General features: G+C 63.1%; 20 protein-coding genes. 10 read left to right on the top strand and 10 right to left on the bottom strand.

Features of this window, described 5'->3' with window-relative positions; translation table 11 throughout:
• Positions 1–23: 23 nt before the first annotated feature.
• Positions 24–797 carry a glucose 1-dehydrogenase gene (locus FJ936_RS10230; RefSeq protein ID WP_140791503.1) on the bottom strand — a complete coding sequence of 258 codons (774 nt, stop codon included), beginning with the start codon at positions 795–797 and terminating at the stop codon, positions 24–26.
• Between the two features lie 304 nt (positions 798–1,101).
• On the opposite strand from FJ936_RS10230, the gene FJ936_RS10225 reads away from it, so the two are divergent.
• Positions 1,102–2,385, top strand: coding sequence for an FAD-binding oxidoreductase (locus FJ936_RS10225; RefSeq protein WP_141906530.1), 1,284 nt, complete (start codon positions 1,102–1,104; stop codon positions 2,383–2,385).
• A 201-nt stretch (positions 2,386–2,586) separates the two neighbouring features.
• Here the strand turns inward: FJ936_RS10225 and msuE are convergent, their stop codons facing one another.
• Positions 2,587–3,147 carry an FMN reductase gene (gene msuE / locus FJ936_RS10220; RefSeq protein WP_140791548.1) on the bottom strand — a complete coding sequence of 187 codons (561 nt, stop codon included), beginning with the start codon at positions 3,145–3,147 and terminating at the stop codon, positions 2,587–2,589.
• A 707-nt stretch (positions 3,148–3,854) separates the two neighbouring features.
• On the opposite strand from msuE, the gene FJ936_RS10210 reads away from it, so the two are divergent.
• The 8 genes from FJ936_RS10210 to FJ936_RS10175 all read left to right on the top strand — a co-directional run bounded on the left by FJ936_RS10210 (position 3,855) and on the right by FJ936_RS10175 (position 9,740).
• Positions 3,855–4,826, top strand: a complete 972-nt coding sequence (locus FJ936_RS10210) for an SDR family oxidoreductase (protein WP_140661607.1) — start codon at positions 3,855–3,857, stop codon at positions 4,824–4,826.
• 10 nt (positions 4,827–4,836) lie between these two features.
• Positions 4,837–6,549 (top strand): HAD-IIB family hydrolase, encoded by a 1,713-nt coding sequence (locus FJ936_RS10205; protein WP_140661608.1) that lies wholly within the window; start codon positions 4,837–4,839, stop codon positions 6,547–6,549.
• Positions 6,550–6,569: 20 nt separating this feature from the next.
• Positions 6,570–6,755: a hypothetical protein gene (locus tag FJ936_RS10200; RefSeq protein WP_140617515.1), complete on the top strand. Its 186-nt coding sequence runs from the start codon at positions 6,570–6,572 to the stop codon at positions 6,753–6,755.
• Positions 6,756–6,866: 111 nt separating this feature from the next.
• On the top strand, positions 6,867–7,184 hold the full coding sequence (locus FJ936_RS10195; protein ID WP_015319105.1) for a hypothetical protein: 318 nt from the start codon (positions 6,867–6,869) through the stop codon (positions 7,182–7,184).
• Positions 7,185–7,209: 25 nt separating this feature from the next.
• The gene (locus tag FJ936_RS10190) at positions 7,210–7,653 is read left to right on the top strand and encodes a PPC domain-containing DNA-binding protein (RefSeq protein WP_015319106.1); all 444 of its coding nucleotides are present in this window, start codon (positions 7,210–7,212) and stop codon (positions 7,651–7,653) included.
• 66 nt (positions 7,654–7,719) lie between these two features.
• Positions 7,720–8,721: an ATP-dependent DNA ligase gene (locus FJ936_RS10185; protein ID WP_140661610.1), complete on the top strand. Its 1,002-nt coding sequence runs from the start codon at positions 7,720–7,722 to the stop codon at positions 8,719–8,721.
• 156 nt (positions 8,722–8,877) lie between these two features.
• Positions 8,878–9,396 (top strand): ferritin-like domain-containing protein, encoded by a 519-nt coding sequence (locus FJ936_RS10180; protein ID WP_015319108.1) that lies wholly within the window; start codon positions 8,878–8,880, stop codon positions 9,394–9,396.
• Between the two features lie 68 nt (positions 9,397–9,464).
• Positions 9,465–9,740 carry a hypothetical protein gene (locus FJ936_RS10175; RefSeq protein ID WP_015319109.1) on the top strand — a complete coding sequence of 92 codons (276 nt, stop codon included), beginning with the start codon at positions 9,465–9,467 and terminating at the stop codon, positions 9,738–9,740.
• A 22-nt stretch (positions 9,741–9,762) separates the two neighbouring features.
• Here the strand turns inward: FJ936_RS10175 and FJ936_RS10170 are convergent, their stop codons facing one another.
• The 8 genes from FJ936_RS10170 to FJ936_RS10135 form a co-directional block, all read right to left on the bottom strand.
• Entirely contained in the window at positions 9,763–9,927 is a 165-nt protein-coding gene (locus tag FJ936_RS10170; RefSeq protein ID WP_015319110.1) for a hypothetical protein, read from the bottom strand.
• A 104-nt stretch (positions 9,928–10,031) separates the two neighbouring features.
• Positions 10,032–10,235: a hypothetical protein gene (locus tag FJ936_RS10165; protein WP_140661611.1), complete on the bottom strand. Its 204-nt coding sequence runs from the start codon at positions 10,233–10,235 to the stop codon at positions 10,032–10,034.
• Between the two features lie 119 nt (positions 10,236–10,354).
• Positions 10,355–12,634: a xanthine dehydrogenase family protein molybdopterin-binding subunit gene (locus tag FJ936_RS10160; protein ID WP_140791499.1), complete on the bottom strand. Its 2,280-nt coding sequence runs from the start codon at positions 12,632–12,634 to the stop codon at positions 10,355–10,357.
• Positions 12,635–12,636: 2 nt separating this feature from the next.
• On the bottom strand, positions 12,637–13,659 hold the full coding sequence (locus FJ936_RS10155; protein WP_140791497.1) for a xanthine dehydrogenase family protein subunit M: 1,023 nt from the start codon (positions 13,657–13,659) through the stop codon (positions 12,637–12,639).
• A gap of 1 nt (position 13,660) precedes the next feature.
• On the bottom strand, positions 13,661–14,230 hold the full coding sequence (locus FJ936_RS10150) for a (2Fe-2S)-binding protein (RefSeq protein WP_246680447.1): 570 nt from the start codon (positions 14,228–14,230) through the stop codon (positions 13,661–13,663).
• A 244-nt stretch (positions 14,231–14,474) separates the two neighbouring features.
• A complete protein-coding gene (locus tag FJ936_RS10145) occupies positions 14,475–14,885 on the bottom strand; it encodes a DUF427 domain-containing protein (protein WP_140617520.1) in 411 nt (136 codons plus the stop codon).
• A gap of 213 nt (positions 14,886–15,098) precedes the next feature.
• Positions 15,099–15,281 (bottom strand): hypothetical protein, encoded by a 183-nt coding sequence (locus FJ936_RS10140; RefSeq protein WP_140791493.1) that lies wholly within the window; start codon positions 15,279–15,281, stop codon positions 15,099–15,101.
• On the bottom strand, positions 15,278–15,637 hold the full coding sequence (locus tag FJ936_RS10135; RefSeq protein WP_140661615.1) for a DUF768 domain-containing protein: 360 nt from the start codon (positions 15,635–15,637) through the stop codon (positions 15,278–15,280). The genes FJ936_RS10140 and FJ936_RS10135 overlap by 4 nt, the downstream gene beginning before the upstream one ends.
• Positions 15,638–15,805: 168 nt before the next feature.
• Here FJ936_RS10135 and FJ936_RS10130 point away from each other — a divergent pair, with 168 nt between their 5' ends.
• Entirely contained in the window at positions 15,806–16,876 is a 1,071-nt protein-coding gene (locus FJ936_RS10130; RefSeq protein ID WP_140791546.1) for a YihY/virulence factor BrkB family protein, read from the top strand.
• Positions 16,877–17,039 lie beyond the last annotated feature (163 nt).

Raw genomic sequence — 17,039 nt, 5'->3', positions numbered from 1 at the left:
TTCTCTAACCTGGGCGAGCCGCCTCAGATCGATGCGAGGAAACCGCCATCCACCGGAATGGACTGGCCGGTAATGTAGGCTGAGGCATCCGAAGCAAGGAACACGGCGACGCCGTGCAAGTCGCGCAGATCGCCGAAACGATGCTGCGGGATTTTGGCGAGCATGGATTGCCGCCACGCTTCGTCGGCGTAGAACACCTCCGTCATCGCCGTCCTGAAATAGCCCGGGGCGATGGCGTTGACCCTGATGCCAAGCTGCGCCCATTCCGCTGCCAGCGCCCGGGTCATGCCGAGCAGGCCCGACTTGGACGAGCCGTATGGCACCGCCGTCGGAATGCCGACTTCTGAAGTCAACGAGCAGAGGTTGATGATGGCGCCGGGCCGCCCGGCGTCCCGCATCTGCCGTGCCGCCGCCTGGGCGCAGAAGAACGCCCCTTTGAGATTGGTGTCGACGATCCGGTCCCACAGCGGCTCGTCAACGTCGAGCGAGGGCCGGACCTCTTCCACTCCGGCATTGTTGACGAGAATGTCGAAGCCGCCAAGCAGGCGGGCTGCCTCGGCGATGGCCGTGCGGCACTGGTCGACATCGGTCACGTCAAGCGCAATGGCGTGCGCAACCCCGCCGGCCGCGCGGATGGCCGCCCTCGTCTCGTCAAGCGTGTCCAGGCTACGCGCCGTGACCGCGACATCGGCGCCGGCCGCGCTCAGCGCCTCGGCGATGCTGCGGCCAATGCCACGGCTGGCGCCGGTGACAAGCGCCTTCCTGCCGGAGAGGTCGAAAAGAGAAGCGTCGCGCATGTGATCCTCCTTGGCCGCTCCATAGCCCAGAGACTACCAGATCGACTTACATATACAAGCATATACAAACAAAGCTCGTTGCGATAGCGGGACGTCATCCGCCGCACCGGGATCGCGTAGTTGGCTCTTCATACGAGATGCCACGGGCGGCAGCCCTGTCGCAAATGTCGTGACCTCCCGAAAGCAAGCAGAATTGCCTGGCGTACCCGACATGAAAGTCTGGGTCTGCCGCGCGTGCGGGATATCGGCCATTGAAAGCTATCGTGCCCCTCGAGCCGGCCGCCTTGTCGTGAGAGCCTCGTCCATGAACGAAAACAGCCCGCCCCGGAGCCTCTATCGCGATACGGCTGGCGGCACCGGCAACTACCCCTCCCTTGCCGGCGCGCAGCGGGCAAGGGTCGCCATTGTCGGCGCTGGCTTGACCGGCCTGTCGACTGCCTTGCATCTGGCGGAAGCCGGCGACGACGTCTGCGTGCTCGAGGCCTATCAGCCGGGATGGGGAGCCTCGGGCAGGAATGGCGGCCAGGTCAATCCCGGCCTCAAATACGATCCCGACACGATCGAAGCCATGTTCGGCCCCGAGCTGGGGTCGCGGATGATCGACTTCTCCTACGGTGCTCCGGATTTCACCTTCAGCCTCATCAAGCGCCTGTCGATCGATTGCGAGGTCCGGCAGAACGGCACCATACGCGCGGCCATCCGGCCGCAGCCGGCAGCCGCGGTGCGGGCCACGGCCAACCAATGCGAGCGGCGGGGGATGCCGGTCGGCTTGCTTGACGCAAAAGCGATGGCGGCGCGAACCGGCACGGACAGATACATGTTCGGCATGTTCGATGCTCGCGGCGGCGACCTCCATCCCTTGAAATACGCGCGTGGCCTGGCGGCCGCCGCGCGGAAGGCCGGCGCGCGGATATTTGGCGGCAGCGAGGTTCTCTCGCTCAGCAGGCAGGCCGGGCGCTGGCTCCTCGAGACCGCAAACGGATCCGTCAGCGCCGAGAAGGTCCTTGTGGCGACAAACGGCTACACGGGAAACTTGTGGCCTGGCCTGGAGCAGTCGCTGGTTCCGGTGTTCAGCGCCATCGCGGCGACCGAACCGCTGTCGCCCACGGTCGCGGCCGCAATTCTTCCCGAAAGGCCGGTCGTCTACGAAGCCGGCAACATCACCGTCTATTACCGCATCGACGTCCAGAACCGGCTCCTCATGGGCGGACGGGGACCGATGAGGCCCATCGGCGATGCTTCCGCCATCCGCTATCTCACCGACTATGCGCTACGGCTCTGGCCGGCGCTTGCTGGAGCGGGGTGGACACATGGCTGGAACGGCCGGGTCGCGGTCACCAAGGACCATCTTCTACACGTTCACGAGCCGGAAGACGGCGTGCTGATCTGCCTTGGCTACAATGGCCGCGGTGTTGCCATGGCCTCGGCGATGGGCAATGCGCTGGCAAACCGCCTTCGCGGCGACGAGACCATTCCCTTCCCGATGCCGATATCGGGGCTGAAGCCGATCCGGCTCCACCGCTTCTGGCCGCTTGGCGTCAGAGCGGCGATCCTTTCGGGCCGGGTGAAGGACCGGTTCGGCCGATAACGGAAAAGTACGCCGCTATGCTCCGGTCTTGGCATCGGACAATCTTCGGGCGTGGTCGTCCATGCATGCGGAGCATCAGCGCCTGCTGATTTGCGACCGTGCACTGCAAGTCGCCCTGCGGCGCGCAGGCGCGTTCAACGGCCGGCTTCAGCCAAGCGCCTCAGCGCGCCAGCGGTCGGAGCGGGATATGTTCCGAGCACGCTACTCGGCGGCTATCCTGGCGCGCTGCCGGCCGAAGAGCGCCAGACCGACATCGTCCACGGCGAGGCCAATGCGGGTCTGGATCGCTTCGGATGCCAGCACGCCATCAGCGAAATCTTTCTCCGAGGCGTATATGGCCGTCGCCAACGCAAAGGCTTCGAAAAAGCCGAACAGCGGCCGCAGCTGATGCTCGACGATCAATGCATGGCGATCGCCGCCGCCGGTCGCCGCCAGCAGCACCGGCTTGCCCCTGAGGGCCGCCGGATCGACGAGATCGAAGAAATGCTTGAACAGCCCGGTATAGCTGCCTTTGTAGGTGGGCGAGCCGACCACCAGGACATCGGCGGTCAGGATCCGCTCGAGGACGGCGCGGGCCTGCTCGTCCAGGTCCCGAGTGGCTTTGGCATTGCCAAGGCTGGGACCGAGATCGACGATGTCATGGGTACTGGCGGCGAGGCCGTATCGTCCGGCGATCTCCGTCACGATATGGTCCACGAAGCCACGGGTCTTGGAGGGCCGCGTGAAATTGCCGGAGAAGCCGACAATGGCCGGATTGGTCATGATGGATGCCCTGTGATCTTTTCGAACCAGTTTGCCAATGTCCATAGTTTTTATAGACATTGCTGCCGAACAAAAGGAATTCACGGTCGCCGTGGGACGAAATCGGAAAAGATTTTTCTCCCGGGGAGCCAGATCGCCCGCCTGCATGCCGGATGATGACGTCACCCGATCCAGATGCACTTGGCAGCCGTCGCACGCGAAGGGCGATGCGACCGGTGGCGAAAAGGGGGACCATCACCGTTTGTTCGGAACCTGATCGCCCGGCGGCTGTTTTCCGTTCAGCCAAATACGGAGGAAGCCATGGCACGCGACAGAACCGAATATGAAACCGGCGCACGGAAGTATCCCGCCAGGACCGGCCCGGATCCGAACGATGATTTCTCGGTTGACGCAGCGGGCAACAAGCCGCCGGCAGGCGGAATGGGGCTTACGCGACCGGCGGATCAGACAAATGAAGAGACACACCAGTCAGAAGGACAGAACCCGCCTCGCAAGGCGACGCCCAGCCCCGCAACGGAGAAGACATCCGGCGCGGGCCCGGCGATCTCCGAGCACTCGAAGGACGCGAAGGCTCCAAGGTCGGGCCGCCAACCCGGCGCCTATGTCAAGGACTGACGCGGACGGGGGCGATACCTTCTGACAAGCCATGCGCCGCGCAGACCGCCGGTCTGCCGCGCGTTGAACTTTCTTCAGCCGAGGAGACGACCATGCAGACGAAGTCACAAACGGCCGGTGAAGTCGCCAAGCAGCGCCATATCCAGCGCGGCATCGATGCCAAGGACAAATCGAAGCGCAACGGAAAGGCGGAGCACGCCATGCAGGCAGGCGCGCGCCCCTATCCCGAGCCGCCCTTCCCCAAGCAACATCAGGCGAAACCCGGGCATGAAGCGGCGATCGAGCCTGCTCCGCTCTACGATGCACCCTACTATGTCGGATCAAAGAAACTCGAAGGGAAGGTGGCTCTCATCACTGGTGGCGATTCGGGTATCGGCCGCGCGGTCGCGGTTTTGTTCGCTCGCGAAGGCGCCGACATCGCAGTCGTCTACCTGGCCGAGGACAGGGATGCCGAGGAGACAAAATCCGCTGTCGAAAAAGAAGGCCGACGCTGCATCCTGTTGAAGGCCGACGTCAGTGAACGCCAGGACTGCCACGATGCCGTGGCGACCACGGTCGAAACATTCGGCCGCATCGACGTGCTGGTCAACAACGCCGCCTTCCAGATCCATTCCAGCGACTTCGGCGACCTGACCGAAGAACATTTCGACACGACGCTGAAGACCAATCTCTATGGCTATTTCCATATGGCGCAGGAAGCCGTGCCCCACATGAAGCCGGGCTCGGCGATCGTCAACACGGGTTCGGTTACCGGCATAGAAGGCTCGAAGCAGCTGGTCGACTATTCGATGACCAAGGGCGGCATCCATGCTTTCACGCGCGCGCTTTCGGGCAACCTCATCGCCAAGGGCATCAGGGTGAACGCGGTCGCGCCTGGCCCGGTTTGGACACCGCTCAATCCGTCCGACAAGGAAGCCGACGACGTCTCGAAATTTGGCGCCGACACGCCGATGAAACGGCCGGCCCAACCGGAGGAACTGGCTCCCGCCTATGTTTTCCTCGCCTCCCCGCACTGTTCGAGTTACATCACCGGCGAGATCCTGCCGATCGTCGGCGGCTACTGAGGTCAGCGCAATGTATTTCATTGCCCTGGCGACCGACTATGACGGGACGCTCGCACATGACGGGACGGTCTCCAACAAGACGCTCGCGGCACTGGAGCGGTTCAAGAAAAGTGGCCGTAAACTGCTTCTGGTCACCGGCCGCGAGTTGCCCGACCTCAAGCGCGTGTTTCCCGATGTCGGCCTGTTCGACAAGGTCGTCGCCGAAAACGGCGCCCTGATCTACACACCCGCCAGCGAGGAAGAGCGGGCGATCTCACCATCGCCGGAGCCCGAATTCGTCGCCAGGCTGAAAAAGCAGGGGGTGAAGCCACTTTCCGTGGGACGGTCGATCGTCGCCACCTGGGAACCGCATCAGGCGACCGTGCTCGAGGTCATCAAGAAGATGGGGCTCGAACTCGAAATCATCTTCAACAAGGGCGCGGTGATGATCCTGCCGAGCGGCGTCAACAAGGCCACCGGTCTGGCGGCCGCGCTCGAGGACCTTCACCTGTCGCCGCACAATGTTGTGGGTATCGGCGACGCCGAGAACGATCACGCCTTCCTGAAGGCCTGCGGCTGCAGCGTTGCGGTCGACAATGCCATTCCCGCGGTCAAAAGCACCGCGGACCTGGTCACGCGCGGCGCACGCGGCAAAGGCGTCGAGGAACTGATCGCCAAGCTGATAAAAAGCGACCACGGGATCGTGCCGAAGCGTCATGGCGGGATTGTTCTGGGATCGTCCGGTGGCGATGACATCTATCTGTCGCCGACCGAAAGCGTGCTCATCGCCGGCAGTTCGGGCATCGGCAAATCCACTTTGGCCACCGCACTGACGGAACGCTTCGTCGACAGCCAATTTCAATTTTGCGTCTTCGATCCAGAGGGTGACTATGACGGCCTCGAGGGCGCCGTTCGGCTGGGGGATGCATCGAGCGCGCCGACAAAGGCGCAGGTGCTCGACCTGATCGCCAAGGCCGACAGCAATGTCGTCGTCAACGGGCTGGCGCTGCGTGTCAACGAACGGCCAGACTTCTTTGCCGACCTGCTGCCTGGCCTTGGCAGTTTCCGTCGCCGCACCGCAAGGCCGCATTGGCTGGTCATCGACGAAGCGCACCATCTTCTTCCGAAGCGGCGCGACGACACCCGCGCCGTGCTCTCCCTGGAACTGCCGGGCACGATCCTGATCACCGTCCATCCCGAGGCGATTTCGACCGACGCCCTGCGCCTGATGACGGCCGTCATCGCCCTTGGCCCGAAGGCGAAGGACGTGGTGAAGACCTTCTGCCATGAGACCGGCATCGAGCCGCCGAAGGACATTCCCACGCCCAAGGGCGATCGGGTTCTGTTCTGGCGGCCGGGGGCGCGCAAAAAACTCACGACGGTCAAGGTCATAGAACCTCGCCAGTCGCTCAAGCGCCACAGCCGTAAATATGCCGAGGGTCAACTCGATGAGACCGGCAGCTTCTATTTCCGCGGTCCCGACGACGCGATGAACCTCAGGGCCCATAATCTGATGATCTTTGCTCAGATGGCCGAAGGCATAGACGACAAGACCTGGGAGTTCCATTTGCGCGCGGGCGACTATTCGAAATGGTTCCGCCACCAGATCAGGGACAAGGACCTCGCCCGCGAAACCGCCGAGGCGGAAAAGGACAGCAAGCTTTCGGCTGACGAGAGCCGCAAACGGGTGCTCGATGCCGTTCGGCGGCGCTACACGGCACCCGCGACGGCGCCAGAGGCGTAACAGCCCGACAGGAGGCGGTCATGAGCGACGACCGGCATGGCAAAGACGACAAAGACGGACGCGGCGAAAATGGACCTGTCTTCTCCGCGCGCCAGGCTTCGCAAGGCGAGATCATCCTGCGAACCCGCACGCGCCGGATCATCTTCGTGGCAGGACTGGTCGGCATCCTGATCCTGGCGGCGGTGGTGAGGTTCGCGATCGGTTGAACCTGCCTTGTTGCAACAGCCCCGCGACAGGGTGTGTCGGGCAAGGCTGACCGCGATTGGAACCCGGGCGCCGACTTGGCGTTCAACCTCCATCGAGAAGGAGAAACGATCATGCCCCGAGGCGATAAATCCAAATACACCGACAAGCAGGAACGCAAGGCCGACCATATTGCCGAAGGCTACGAGAAGCGTGGCGTCTCCGACAAGGAAGCCGAGCGGCGCGCATGGGCGACGGTCAACAAGGACGATGGTGGCGGCAAGAAGGAAGGCGGCTCCGGGCGTGGCAAGCACACAGGTCACCCAGCGGCGCACAAGGGCGGCAAAAGCGGCGGAAAGGCGTCCGCTTCCCGATCGGCCGCCAGCCGGTCCGAATCGGCAAAGAAGGCGGCGGCGACCCGCAAGAGGAACGCCGAACACCACGCCCACTGACCGACCGCGAGGATTGGACGCCGGCATGAAATCGCGACTCGTCAACGAGGCCAATGGCCAACGGACATTTGTCGTGGTGCTCGACCCGGGCGAGGAAGCGTTCGCGGCACTGACCAGCTTCGCGGTCGAGCAGAAGATCGGCAGCGCCTCCCTGACGGCGATCGGCGCGTTCCAACGGGCCACCGTCGGTTGGTTCGACCTGGAGGCGAAGAGCTATCGAAAAATCCCGATCGACGAACAATGCGAGGTCCTGAGCGCGATCGGTGATGTCGCGACGGGCGATGATGGCAAGCCAAGCCTTCATGTCCACGCGGTGCTTGGCTTGAGCGACGGCACGACCAAAGGCGGCCATCTGCTCGAAGGCACCGTTCGGCCGACATTGGAAATCACCGTGGTGGAAGCGCCGGGTCACCTGCGCCGCCGCAAGCGAGCCGAATTCGGCGTGGCTTTGATCGATCTCGGTGCCTGAAGCTGCCGCGGGTGCCGGTTGGCGGGCTTCGCCGCTGGCGCGTGCCCCAGAAAGCGACGTAAGGCAATGACGGACAGCTTTGCCCTACCCCTGAACACCCCCCCCATGGAGGCCAAGGCAGCCGACGCTCTGCCGGATGGGGAGGGCTTTTGGCAATACGAGCCCAAATGGGACGGGTTTCGCTGCCTCGCCTTCAAAGGCGACACGGATGTCGACTTGCGCGCCAAATCCGGCAAACCGCTCGGTCGTTACTTCCCGGAGCTCGTCGCCATGCTGCGGCAAGTCAAGGCCCGCAATTTCGTGGTCGATGGCGAGATCGTCATCGAGCTCGAAGGCCAGCTTTCTTTCGATGCGCTGCAGATGCGGCTTCACCCAGCCGAAAGCCGCATCCGCAAGCTGAGCGCGCAAACGCCTGCCCGGCTGATCCTGTTCGACATGCCGGTCGCGCCGGGCGGCACGATCCTGCTCGGCGAGCCGTTGTCGCAACGACGCCGGGCGGTCGAGGGCTTCGTTCAGGACTACGCCGAGCCTGGCTTGCGGCTCTCGCCCAGCACGACCGATCCGGCGGCCGCCAGACGCTGGCTTGAGGAAGCCGGCCATGGTTCCACCGACGGCGTGGTCGCCAAATTGCTGGCCGACCCCTACCGTCCAGGGGAACGCGCGATGGTCAAGGTCAAACGGTTGCGTACGGCCGACTGCGTGGTTGGAGGATTCCGCTATCTGACCGGCAGCAAGGAGGTCGGCTCGCTCCTGCTCGGCCTTTACGATGATAGGGGCAAGCTCGACCATGTCGGCTTTACCTCGACCATCGGCAGGGATGACCGGGCTGGCGTCACCCGAAAGCTGGAAAAGCTGCGTGGCGGACCCGGCTTCACCGGCAAGGCGCCGGGCGGGCCTAGCCGCTGGAGCACGCAGCGCAGCGGCGAATGGGAGCCCCTGCGGCCGGAACTGGTGGTCGAGGTCCGCTTCGACCATGTCACCGGCGACAGGTTCCGGCATGGCACCAAACTGTTGCGCTGGCGGCCGGACAAGGCGCCGCGTCAATGCACCATACAACAGATCCAGTGATGGAGTTCGTGCCGCGGACGCGCTTGCGAAGCCCGGTCGCGATGAGAGCCTACGCAGCGGTCGCCTCTTTGCGAGATGGCTGGAACAACCGTCCTCACGGCAAGTTGTGCTCCAGCTACACCGCTGGTGGGCTTCACGACAATGGAGATGACAATCATGGCGACTGCGAAGAAAGCGGCAACGAAAGGGCTTGAAGCCCTGTTCCTCGACGGGCTGAAGGACATCTACTACGCCGAGAAGAAAATCCTGAAGGCGCTGCCGAAAATGGCAAAAGGCGCCGAATCGGAAGATGTTTCGGCAGCATTCGAGAAACACCTGCAGGAAACCGAGGGCCAGGTCGACCGCCTCGAACAGATCTTCGAACTCCTCGACAAGCCGGCCCGCGGCAAGACCTGTCCGGCCATCGACGGCATCATCGAGGAGGGTTCGGAAATCCTCCAGGAATACAAGGGCGACCCCGCGCTGGATGCTGGGCTGGTCGGGGCTGCGCAGGCCGTCGAACACTACGAGATCGCGCGCTACGGGACGCTGATCGCCTGGGCCGAACAGCTCGGCAAGAGCGACGTGGTCAAACTCCTCAACGAGACCCTCGAGGAGGAGACGGCGACCGACGAGGCACTTTCCAGCCTTGGCGAGGGCGGCGTCAACGAGCGTGCCCTGGAACAGGCCGCCTAGCTGGCGAGCTGTTGCCCCGGGCGCTTCAGGCGATCCGGGGCAAACTCCCCGGATTTCGGAGAACGACAATGGACCCCCGCAAAAGAGAGCAACCCGCAGTTCAGACGGAAGACCCGACGGAGACTGAAGGTCCCACGGTAGAGCAGCAGGACTGGGACGCGCTAGCAGGCGCGAAAATCCTTCCGGATGACGTCGAGGTGGAAGACGAGGCCGACGGCGAATTGCCCGAGGAAGATGACGACAACGCCTACCAGGAAAGCGACGAGGCATTGCCCGACGATGTCGAGGAAGCGGTGCTGTCACGCGATCCTTCAAGGGAAGGCGGCCGCTTCGACGAGGAGTGACCAAACTACGGGCGCATTCCGCTCAGCCGACCGCGTGCATTGGGGGCTCTTCGTTCTCGTCAGGATTGGGTAACGGCGCCTCATCGGGCAATCCTTCCGGCTCCGGTTCGCCGATCGGCTTGGGCTTCCAATTGGGAGCCGGCATGGGTACGTCGCGGTTGGGGTCGGGTTCTCTCGGATCGGGCATCAAATCTGTCTCTCTTTCGGCTGTGCGGGTCGGCTCTGCCCAGCACGGTCGCATGCAGAGCCCGTCCCGAGCGCTCGGGACGGGCACGGAGCCACACAGGTTTGCTAGCGATTCTTGTGGCTTTGCTCGCCAGCTCTCACATGCTGTTCATGGGTTCCGCCACGCGTCGTGCCGGCGCTGTCGCCGCCTTGTTGGCGATGGTTGTCACCGGCTGCCTGCTGCTGACGGCGGTTCTTATCGTCCATGTTCTTGTGGCTCTGCTGGCCTGCTTTCACATGTTGCTCATGGCTACCACCTTGATTGGGCATCTTCTTCTCCTTTGAGTTATGCGAGGCGATCAACCGCCTCAAGGGTCAAAGACGCTGGCGGCCCGGACGTTCCCTCACGTAATATTTCGTGAATCGGACCGCCCATGGGGTAGGCCAGATCAGACGATAAGCTGCTCGATCCTGATCGGAAGATCGCGGATGCGTTTGCCAGTCGCATGGTAGACCGCGCTGGCAACGGCGGCCGCCGTGCCGACATTGCCCAGTTCTCCGAGGCCTTTGACGCCGGCCGGATTGACCTCGTGGTCAATCTCCGGAACCAGAATCACCTGGAGATCCTTGATGTCGGCATTGACCGGCACGAGGTAGTCCTGCAGATCTCGATTGACGTAGCGGGCATAGCGGCTGTCGACCTCGGTCGCCTCATGCAGCGCCTGGCCGATGCCCCAGATCATTCCGCCCATCAGTTGGCTGCGCGCCGTGCGCGTGTTCATGATGCGGCCGGCGGCAAAGGCTCCGACAATGCGCGGCACGCGGATTTCCCTGGTAAGGCGATTGATGCGAACTTCGACGAATTCCGCGCCGAATGCATATTTCACCGAATCCTCGTCCTGCTCGCCGCCGTGAAACTCCGGCTGGCCGGCATAGAGCTTCTTGAGCGCTTCGGGGCTCGCCCCCTTGGGCGCATACTCGGCATACTCCTCGATCGCCCCCACCCGCATGGCTTTCAAGACGTCCCCGACTTTTGCCGAAGCGCCGCCCTTGGCAATGATTTTGCCATCAAGGATATCCAGTTCCTCATTGTGGGCGCCGGCAAGCGGACCACCTTCGCCGATCGCCGCGGCAAACAGCTTCGTCCTGATCGCGTCGCAGGCCTTGAGCACCGCCGAACAGACGCTTGCCGTGGAGATAGACCCTCCCGACACGGGCGCCGGGGGCAAGGTGCTGTCGCCCATCTCGACGCTCACCCTGTCCATGGCGACACCGAGGCGCTCTGCTGCCATCTGGCCGGCGACCGTGCGCACGCCGGTGCCGATTTCATGCGAGCCGCTCTGGACGCGCACATCGCCGTCGACGGTCAGCCATACGCGCGCAGCGCAGGGAGCCGACGAGGTCGGATAGATCGCCGTGGCGCAACCCATGCCGATCAACCAGTCGCCGTCGTGCATCGACCCGACCTTGGCGTCCCGCTTCGTCCAGCCGAATGCGTCCGCCGCCTGATCGTAGCATTGCATCAGCGAGCGGCTCGAGAACGGCTTTCTCCCGATCGGCTCGGCTTTTGGCTCGTTCACCCTTCGGAACTCCACCGGGTCCATGGCCAGGGCCACCGCCATCTCGTCCATGGCGTTCTCCAGCGCATAGACGTAAGGCGTCTCGGGAGGCGAACGCATGTAGCCGGGCGTGTTGCGGTCCGCCTGGACCAGCGACACGTGCGTAAGCACCGCGCCGTAATCATACATGCGGCCGGTCGCAGACGTTCCCCCGACCACGTAGGGATCGGGTCGCGATGTCACCTCCCAGCCCTCATGCGCGAAAGCGGTTATGCGGCCGTCCTTGTCGGCGCCCATGCGGATCCGGTGCCTGGTCTCGGCGCGATAGGTCTGGGTACCAAACGCCTGCATGCGGCTGACCACGCAACGCACCGGTCGGCCGAGACGCCTTGCGGCGACCGCGACGATCGCCGTGCGGGCCGTCATCGGTCCCTTCGAGCCGAACGCGCCGCCGATGTATGGGCTGACGATGCGCACCTTCGCCGGATCGATCTTCAACTGCCTGGCAAGTTCGGCCTTCCAGCCGGTGACGTTCTGGGACGGCTCATGAATGGTGAGTTGATCGCCCTGCCACATTGCCGTCGTCGAAAACAGTTCGATCGGATTGTGGTGCTGCGTTGGTGTCGAATAGCGTGCATCGATCCTGACCGGAGCAGCGGCATAGGCAGTATCGAAATCGCCGACCTTGACGTCTTCCTTGAACATCGGGCTTTTGCCCGCGGCGGCAATGGTCGTTGCTCCAGGGCTGTCGAAGCCCGCACTCGGTTTCTCCTCGGCGTAGTCGGCACGGATCAGCAGCGCAGCCTCCTCCGCCGCCTCGAAGGTCTCGGCGACCACCAAGGCAATGATCTGCCCATCGTGAAAGACCTTCCGGTCATGCAGCGGCGCGATCGAGGCGGCGGCGGTATTGCCGAATTTCGGCTTGTCCACCGCGTCCATGTCGCCATAGGTCACGATGTCGAGCACGCCCGGCACCGCTCGGGCATTGTCCAGGTGAAGTGCCGTCACCGTGCCCCTGGCGATACTGCTGGTGGCCAGCACGCCATAGGCGACATTGGCCGCCGCGAGGTCCGCCGGATAACTCGCCTGGCCGGTCACCTTCAGCCGCCCGTCGATGCGCGGCAGCGGGGCACCCATGTTCTCCTTGGGCTGCGGAGCGGCTGCGTTCATGATCACACCTTCATGTCACGGGTTTCGAGGAGCGCCCGCACCAGCGTCCGTTTGCCAAGCTCGATCTTGAACGCATTGTGGCCGCGCGGCCTGGCATCGGCGAAAGCCGTCTCCGCGGCCGCCCGCGCCATTGCCTCGTCCAGCATCTTGCCGTGCAGGACCGCTTCCGCTTCCCTCGCCCGCCACGGGACCGTGGCGACGCCGCCAAGGGCTATGCGTGCCTCGCGGACGCTGTTGCCGTCGAGGTCGAGAGCGACCGCCGCGGAAGCCAGGGCGAAGGCATAGGATTCGCGGTCACGAACCTTAAGGTAGCGGGAACGCCGGGTCCAAGGACCCGCGGGCACATCGATGGCGGTGATGATCTCGTCAGCGGCGAGGCCGGTCTCGACATCCGGCGTATCGCCGGGCAAGCGATGCAGGTTGGCGAACCGGATTTCGCGCGCGCCGCCAGAACCCTCGACATGGAGGTTGGCGTCAAGGGCAATCAGTGCCTGGGCGAAATCACCATGATAGGTGGCGATGCAGGCATCACTGACGCCCAGCACCGCGTGTTGCCTATTGAAACCTTCCATTGCCGCGCAGCCCGAACCCGGCTGGCGCTTGTTGCAGGCCCATGAGATCTCCCTGAAATACTCGCACCGCGTCCGTTGCAGCACGTTGCCGGCAAGGCTGGCCATGTTGCGGAGTTGGCCGCTGGCTGCCAGCCTGAGGCTGTCGGCAATGACCGGATAGTGGAGCTTGACGTCTTTATCGTCAGCCGCCTCGCCCATCCGCACCAGCGCGCCGAAACGAACCCCTTCGGTGGTGACGCGGATTTGCCGAAGCGCCGGCTCGGAGAGACGATTGAGATCGAGCAGGCGGTTCGGCCGGGCAACGTCGAGCTTCATGTAGTCGGCCAGATTGGTGCCGCCAGCGATGAATTGCATGTCTGACTGGGTCGGCGGCCGATCCGGCGCGGCAAAGTTCGAAGCGAGGGCGACAGCCGCCGGGATGTTGGCCGGTTGCTCGAGAACGAAAGGACGCATGTCAGGCTCTCCCGGTTTCGTCGCGAGCCTGCACGATCGCGGCCACGATGTTGGGGTATGCGGCGCACCGGCAGATGTTGCCGCTCATATATTCCCGGATATCGGCCTCGGAACCGGCGTGGCCTTCGTTGACGCAGCCGATGGCCGACAGAATCTGGCCCGGCGTGCAATAGCCGCACTGGAAGGCGTCATGGTCGATAAAGGCCTGCTGCATCGGATGCAGGGCGCCGTCGTGCGAGGCGAGCCCCTCCACGGTCGTCACATCCTTGCCCTGCATCATCACCGCGAAGCTCAAGCAGGAGAGGACCCGTTTTCCGTCGACGAGCACGGTGCATGCACCGCATTGCCCATGGTCGCAGCCTTTTTTCGTCCCGGTCAGCCCAACGTGGTCACGCAAGGCGTCGAGCAGGCTGGTCCTGGTGTCGAGCGAAAGCTCGTAAGCTTGCCTGTTGATACGAAGCGAGGTGACGACCGGCTCCCGGAGCTTGGAACGGGACGCGGCCACTTCCTCCGCCTTGGCCTCAGGAGACATGAGCGGTGCGACCGCAGCGGCCGAAACCGTGCCCGTCATGAAACGTCTCCGGCTGAGGCTAATTGGCTTTGGGACGAGGGTTTCGGACATGGCTCGCTCCTGGGCTGGCTTTCGCCGCTAACCTTTCACTCCGGGCATTGTTCCGAATGCAGTGCGACAAAACCCTGCCTGATCGCGAAAGAGTGATTTTGCTCCCGCATGGCGGTGAGGCGCGGCTAAACCTGATCGAAGTGGCTTTGCCGGCATGGCGACAAGCAAGAAGAACGACGGTCGAGGCGGCATCCTACTCAATGACATGTGGAGTATGCCGCTTGTCCTCCTTCGGATCGACGTCAATACGTGCCTTTTTCGGATCGAAGGCGCCATGACGCGCGATGGCCAGGGCCGCGGTATCCGGCGTCTCATACGCCCACATGAAGTCATCGGCCGAGCCGCCGACAGCATGAACACGCCAATAGCTCGCTGTTCCCTTCAACGGGCACTCGCTGGTGGTGTTGGTCTTCTCGAACAGGTCGAAATAGATATCCTCGAAGGGGATATAGAAGACCGGCTCATGGCCCTCCTCCCGAAGAATTTTCGCACGGTCGCTTGCGGCGACTATCGCGTCGGAGAACCGGACCGTCACCGTGCCGAGGAATGGTTCTATGCTCATGCCGCCGATAGGGCGCCTGGAAATCGCTTCTGAACCTTGCATCTGAATTCTCCTTGGCCAGCGTCTTGATGGTTGGATGACATTTGTCTTCCACGCGTGAAGTCGAAATGCGCGGCAGTGGATTGAGGTTCCGGTCCCTCCGGAAATCCTGGCGTCCGCAGTCATCAGCCTAGCCGCGCCAGGGGAATGACCGGAGCCTCATCCGTCAGGCCAGCCACGCAAGCGGCAGCGGCGTGTAGCAATAGGAAATCACGTTCATTTGGTCGCCGGGGCAGTTGGCTGATCGCCACCGGTCGTCGACTTCGGTCTGGCGTCCTGGTCGACTGGTGGGTTCTTGGTGACGGTGTCGGTGTTGGCCTTCGTCGGCTCGGTGCTGTTGTCACATGCGGTGAGCGCAAGACCCGTTGCCAGGATCAGAAAGGATAGGGACCTCGTCATCGCCATCTCCTCGGGTTGACACTCGACAAACGAGGTTCCGCGATTTTGGTTGCCGCCGTGGCCACCCCTTCCAAGGGGGAGCCGTTCCCTTCATCGATCGTTTCCGCGATGTATTCAGTAAGATCGCCCACCTCATCCTGGATGTCCTGCGCCGCGATCCCCTCATCTTGCGCATCCGCCACGCACTGATTTGCGAGTTCCTCCGCGGCATCGATGCCGGACATAGGGATAGGCTCGTCAACGACGTGTTCTTCGATCCAATCCGAAATGAAGTGGGCTGTTCGATTGACGATCAGGTCGGCGTCCTCGGACAACTCCGCTTCGCCCCTGAGCTTATCCCTGGTTGTCGTTCTCATCGGACACACCCGTTCACCTGACCAATTTCAAACGCCGATCGGCCGCAAAAGATGCAGGGAAGGAGGAAAAACGTGATCGGCCGCGCATCGGGAACGGGTGTCTATATCCCGCGTTGTCAGCCACATCCCGCGTTGTCAGCCACGCTTTGGATATCCGCGAACCCGGTAATGGCTTTGAAACCACAACGAGGCTCTCCGCCGAACGACAAGCAGCCCTCGCTGATCGATGAGGAAGCAGCCAGTCGCGCGGCCTCGACAAGGAAGGACAGCAACGCCACGGCAGGGCGGGAGCCAGGAAGCCGTGGGCGCGACGCCACGTGGCCATCTCAAATCACGGGGCTGGGGTGGAAGGACATCTTCTGGCGACTTTGGGAAGAGTTCAACAAGGACCGGGTTCTGCTGGTGGCTGCCGGCGCGACCTTCTATCTCCTGCTCGCCTTGTTTCCCGCCCTGGCGGCCTTCATCTCGATCTATGGCTTCGTCGCGGACCCGGTCACGGTCGCCGACCATGTCGCTTACCTCCAGGGATTGCTACCGCAGGGTGGACTCGATCTTATCCGCGATCAGTTGCAGGCCTTGGCCCGCCAGAAAGCAGGCGCTCTCGGCACAGGCTTTTTCATAGGCCTGACAATCGCCCTCTGGAGCGCCAACAGCGGCATGAAGGCGCTCTTCGACGCGATGAACATCGCCTACGAAGAGCGTGAGAAACGCTCGTTCATTACCCTCAATCTGATGTCGATCCTGTTCACGGTCGGAGCCCTGCTCATCGGCATCGTGCTGCTGCTTACGGTGGGTGTTGTTCCGGCGCTGTTGCGCTTTTTCTACCTTGATGCCTGGACAGAAACCGTGGTTGCGGTATCCCGATGGCCCATCCTGGTGGTGTCGATCCTAACCGGCATTTCCTTGCTCTACCGCTTCGGGCCGAGCCGGGAACATGCGAAATGGCGATGGTTGAGCTGGGGAGCGCTTGCGGCGACCGCGGCATGGATCATCGCGTCGTGGCTGTTCTCGTTCTATCTCCAGCATTTTGCCAACTATAACGCGACATACGGCTCGCTCGGTGCCGTGGTCGGCCTGATGATGTGGACATGGATTTCAGTCATCATCCTGATCGCCGGCGCCGCCATCAACGCGGAAATGGAACATCAGACAGCCTGTGACTCGACCACAGGCCCGGCGGTTCCCATGGGTGAGCGCGGCGCGGTCGTCGCCGACACATTGGGCAAGACTGCGGACTGATGAAACTTTCAGGTAGATGTCCCATCGTCACCTGCACGAGCGACAAGGTTCGAGCCACTCTCACCAAGTGCGGCTATCGTCTATAAAACGGGAATGCTGGTACTCAGCGCCCCAGGTTGATGGGAGGGCGGTCCTATTGCCCAATCGGGCAGGCCAAAGAGGA

It is taken from the genome of Mesorhizobium sp. B2-4-13, from assembly GCF_006658535.1.
Classification (GTDB): Bacteria; Pseudomonadota; Alphaproteobacteria; order Rhizobiales; family Rhizobiaceae; genus Mesorhizobium; species Mesorhizobium australicum.
This window is presented reverse-complemented; position numbering and strand designations above follow the sequence as displayed.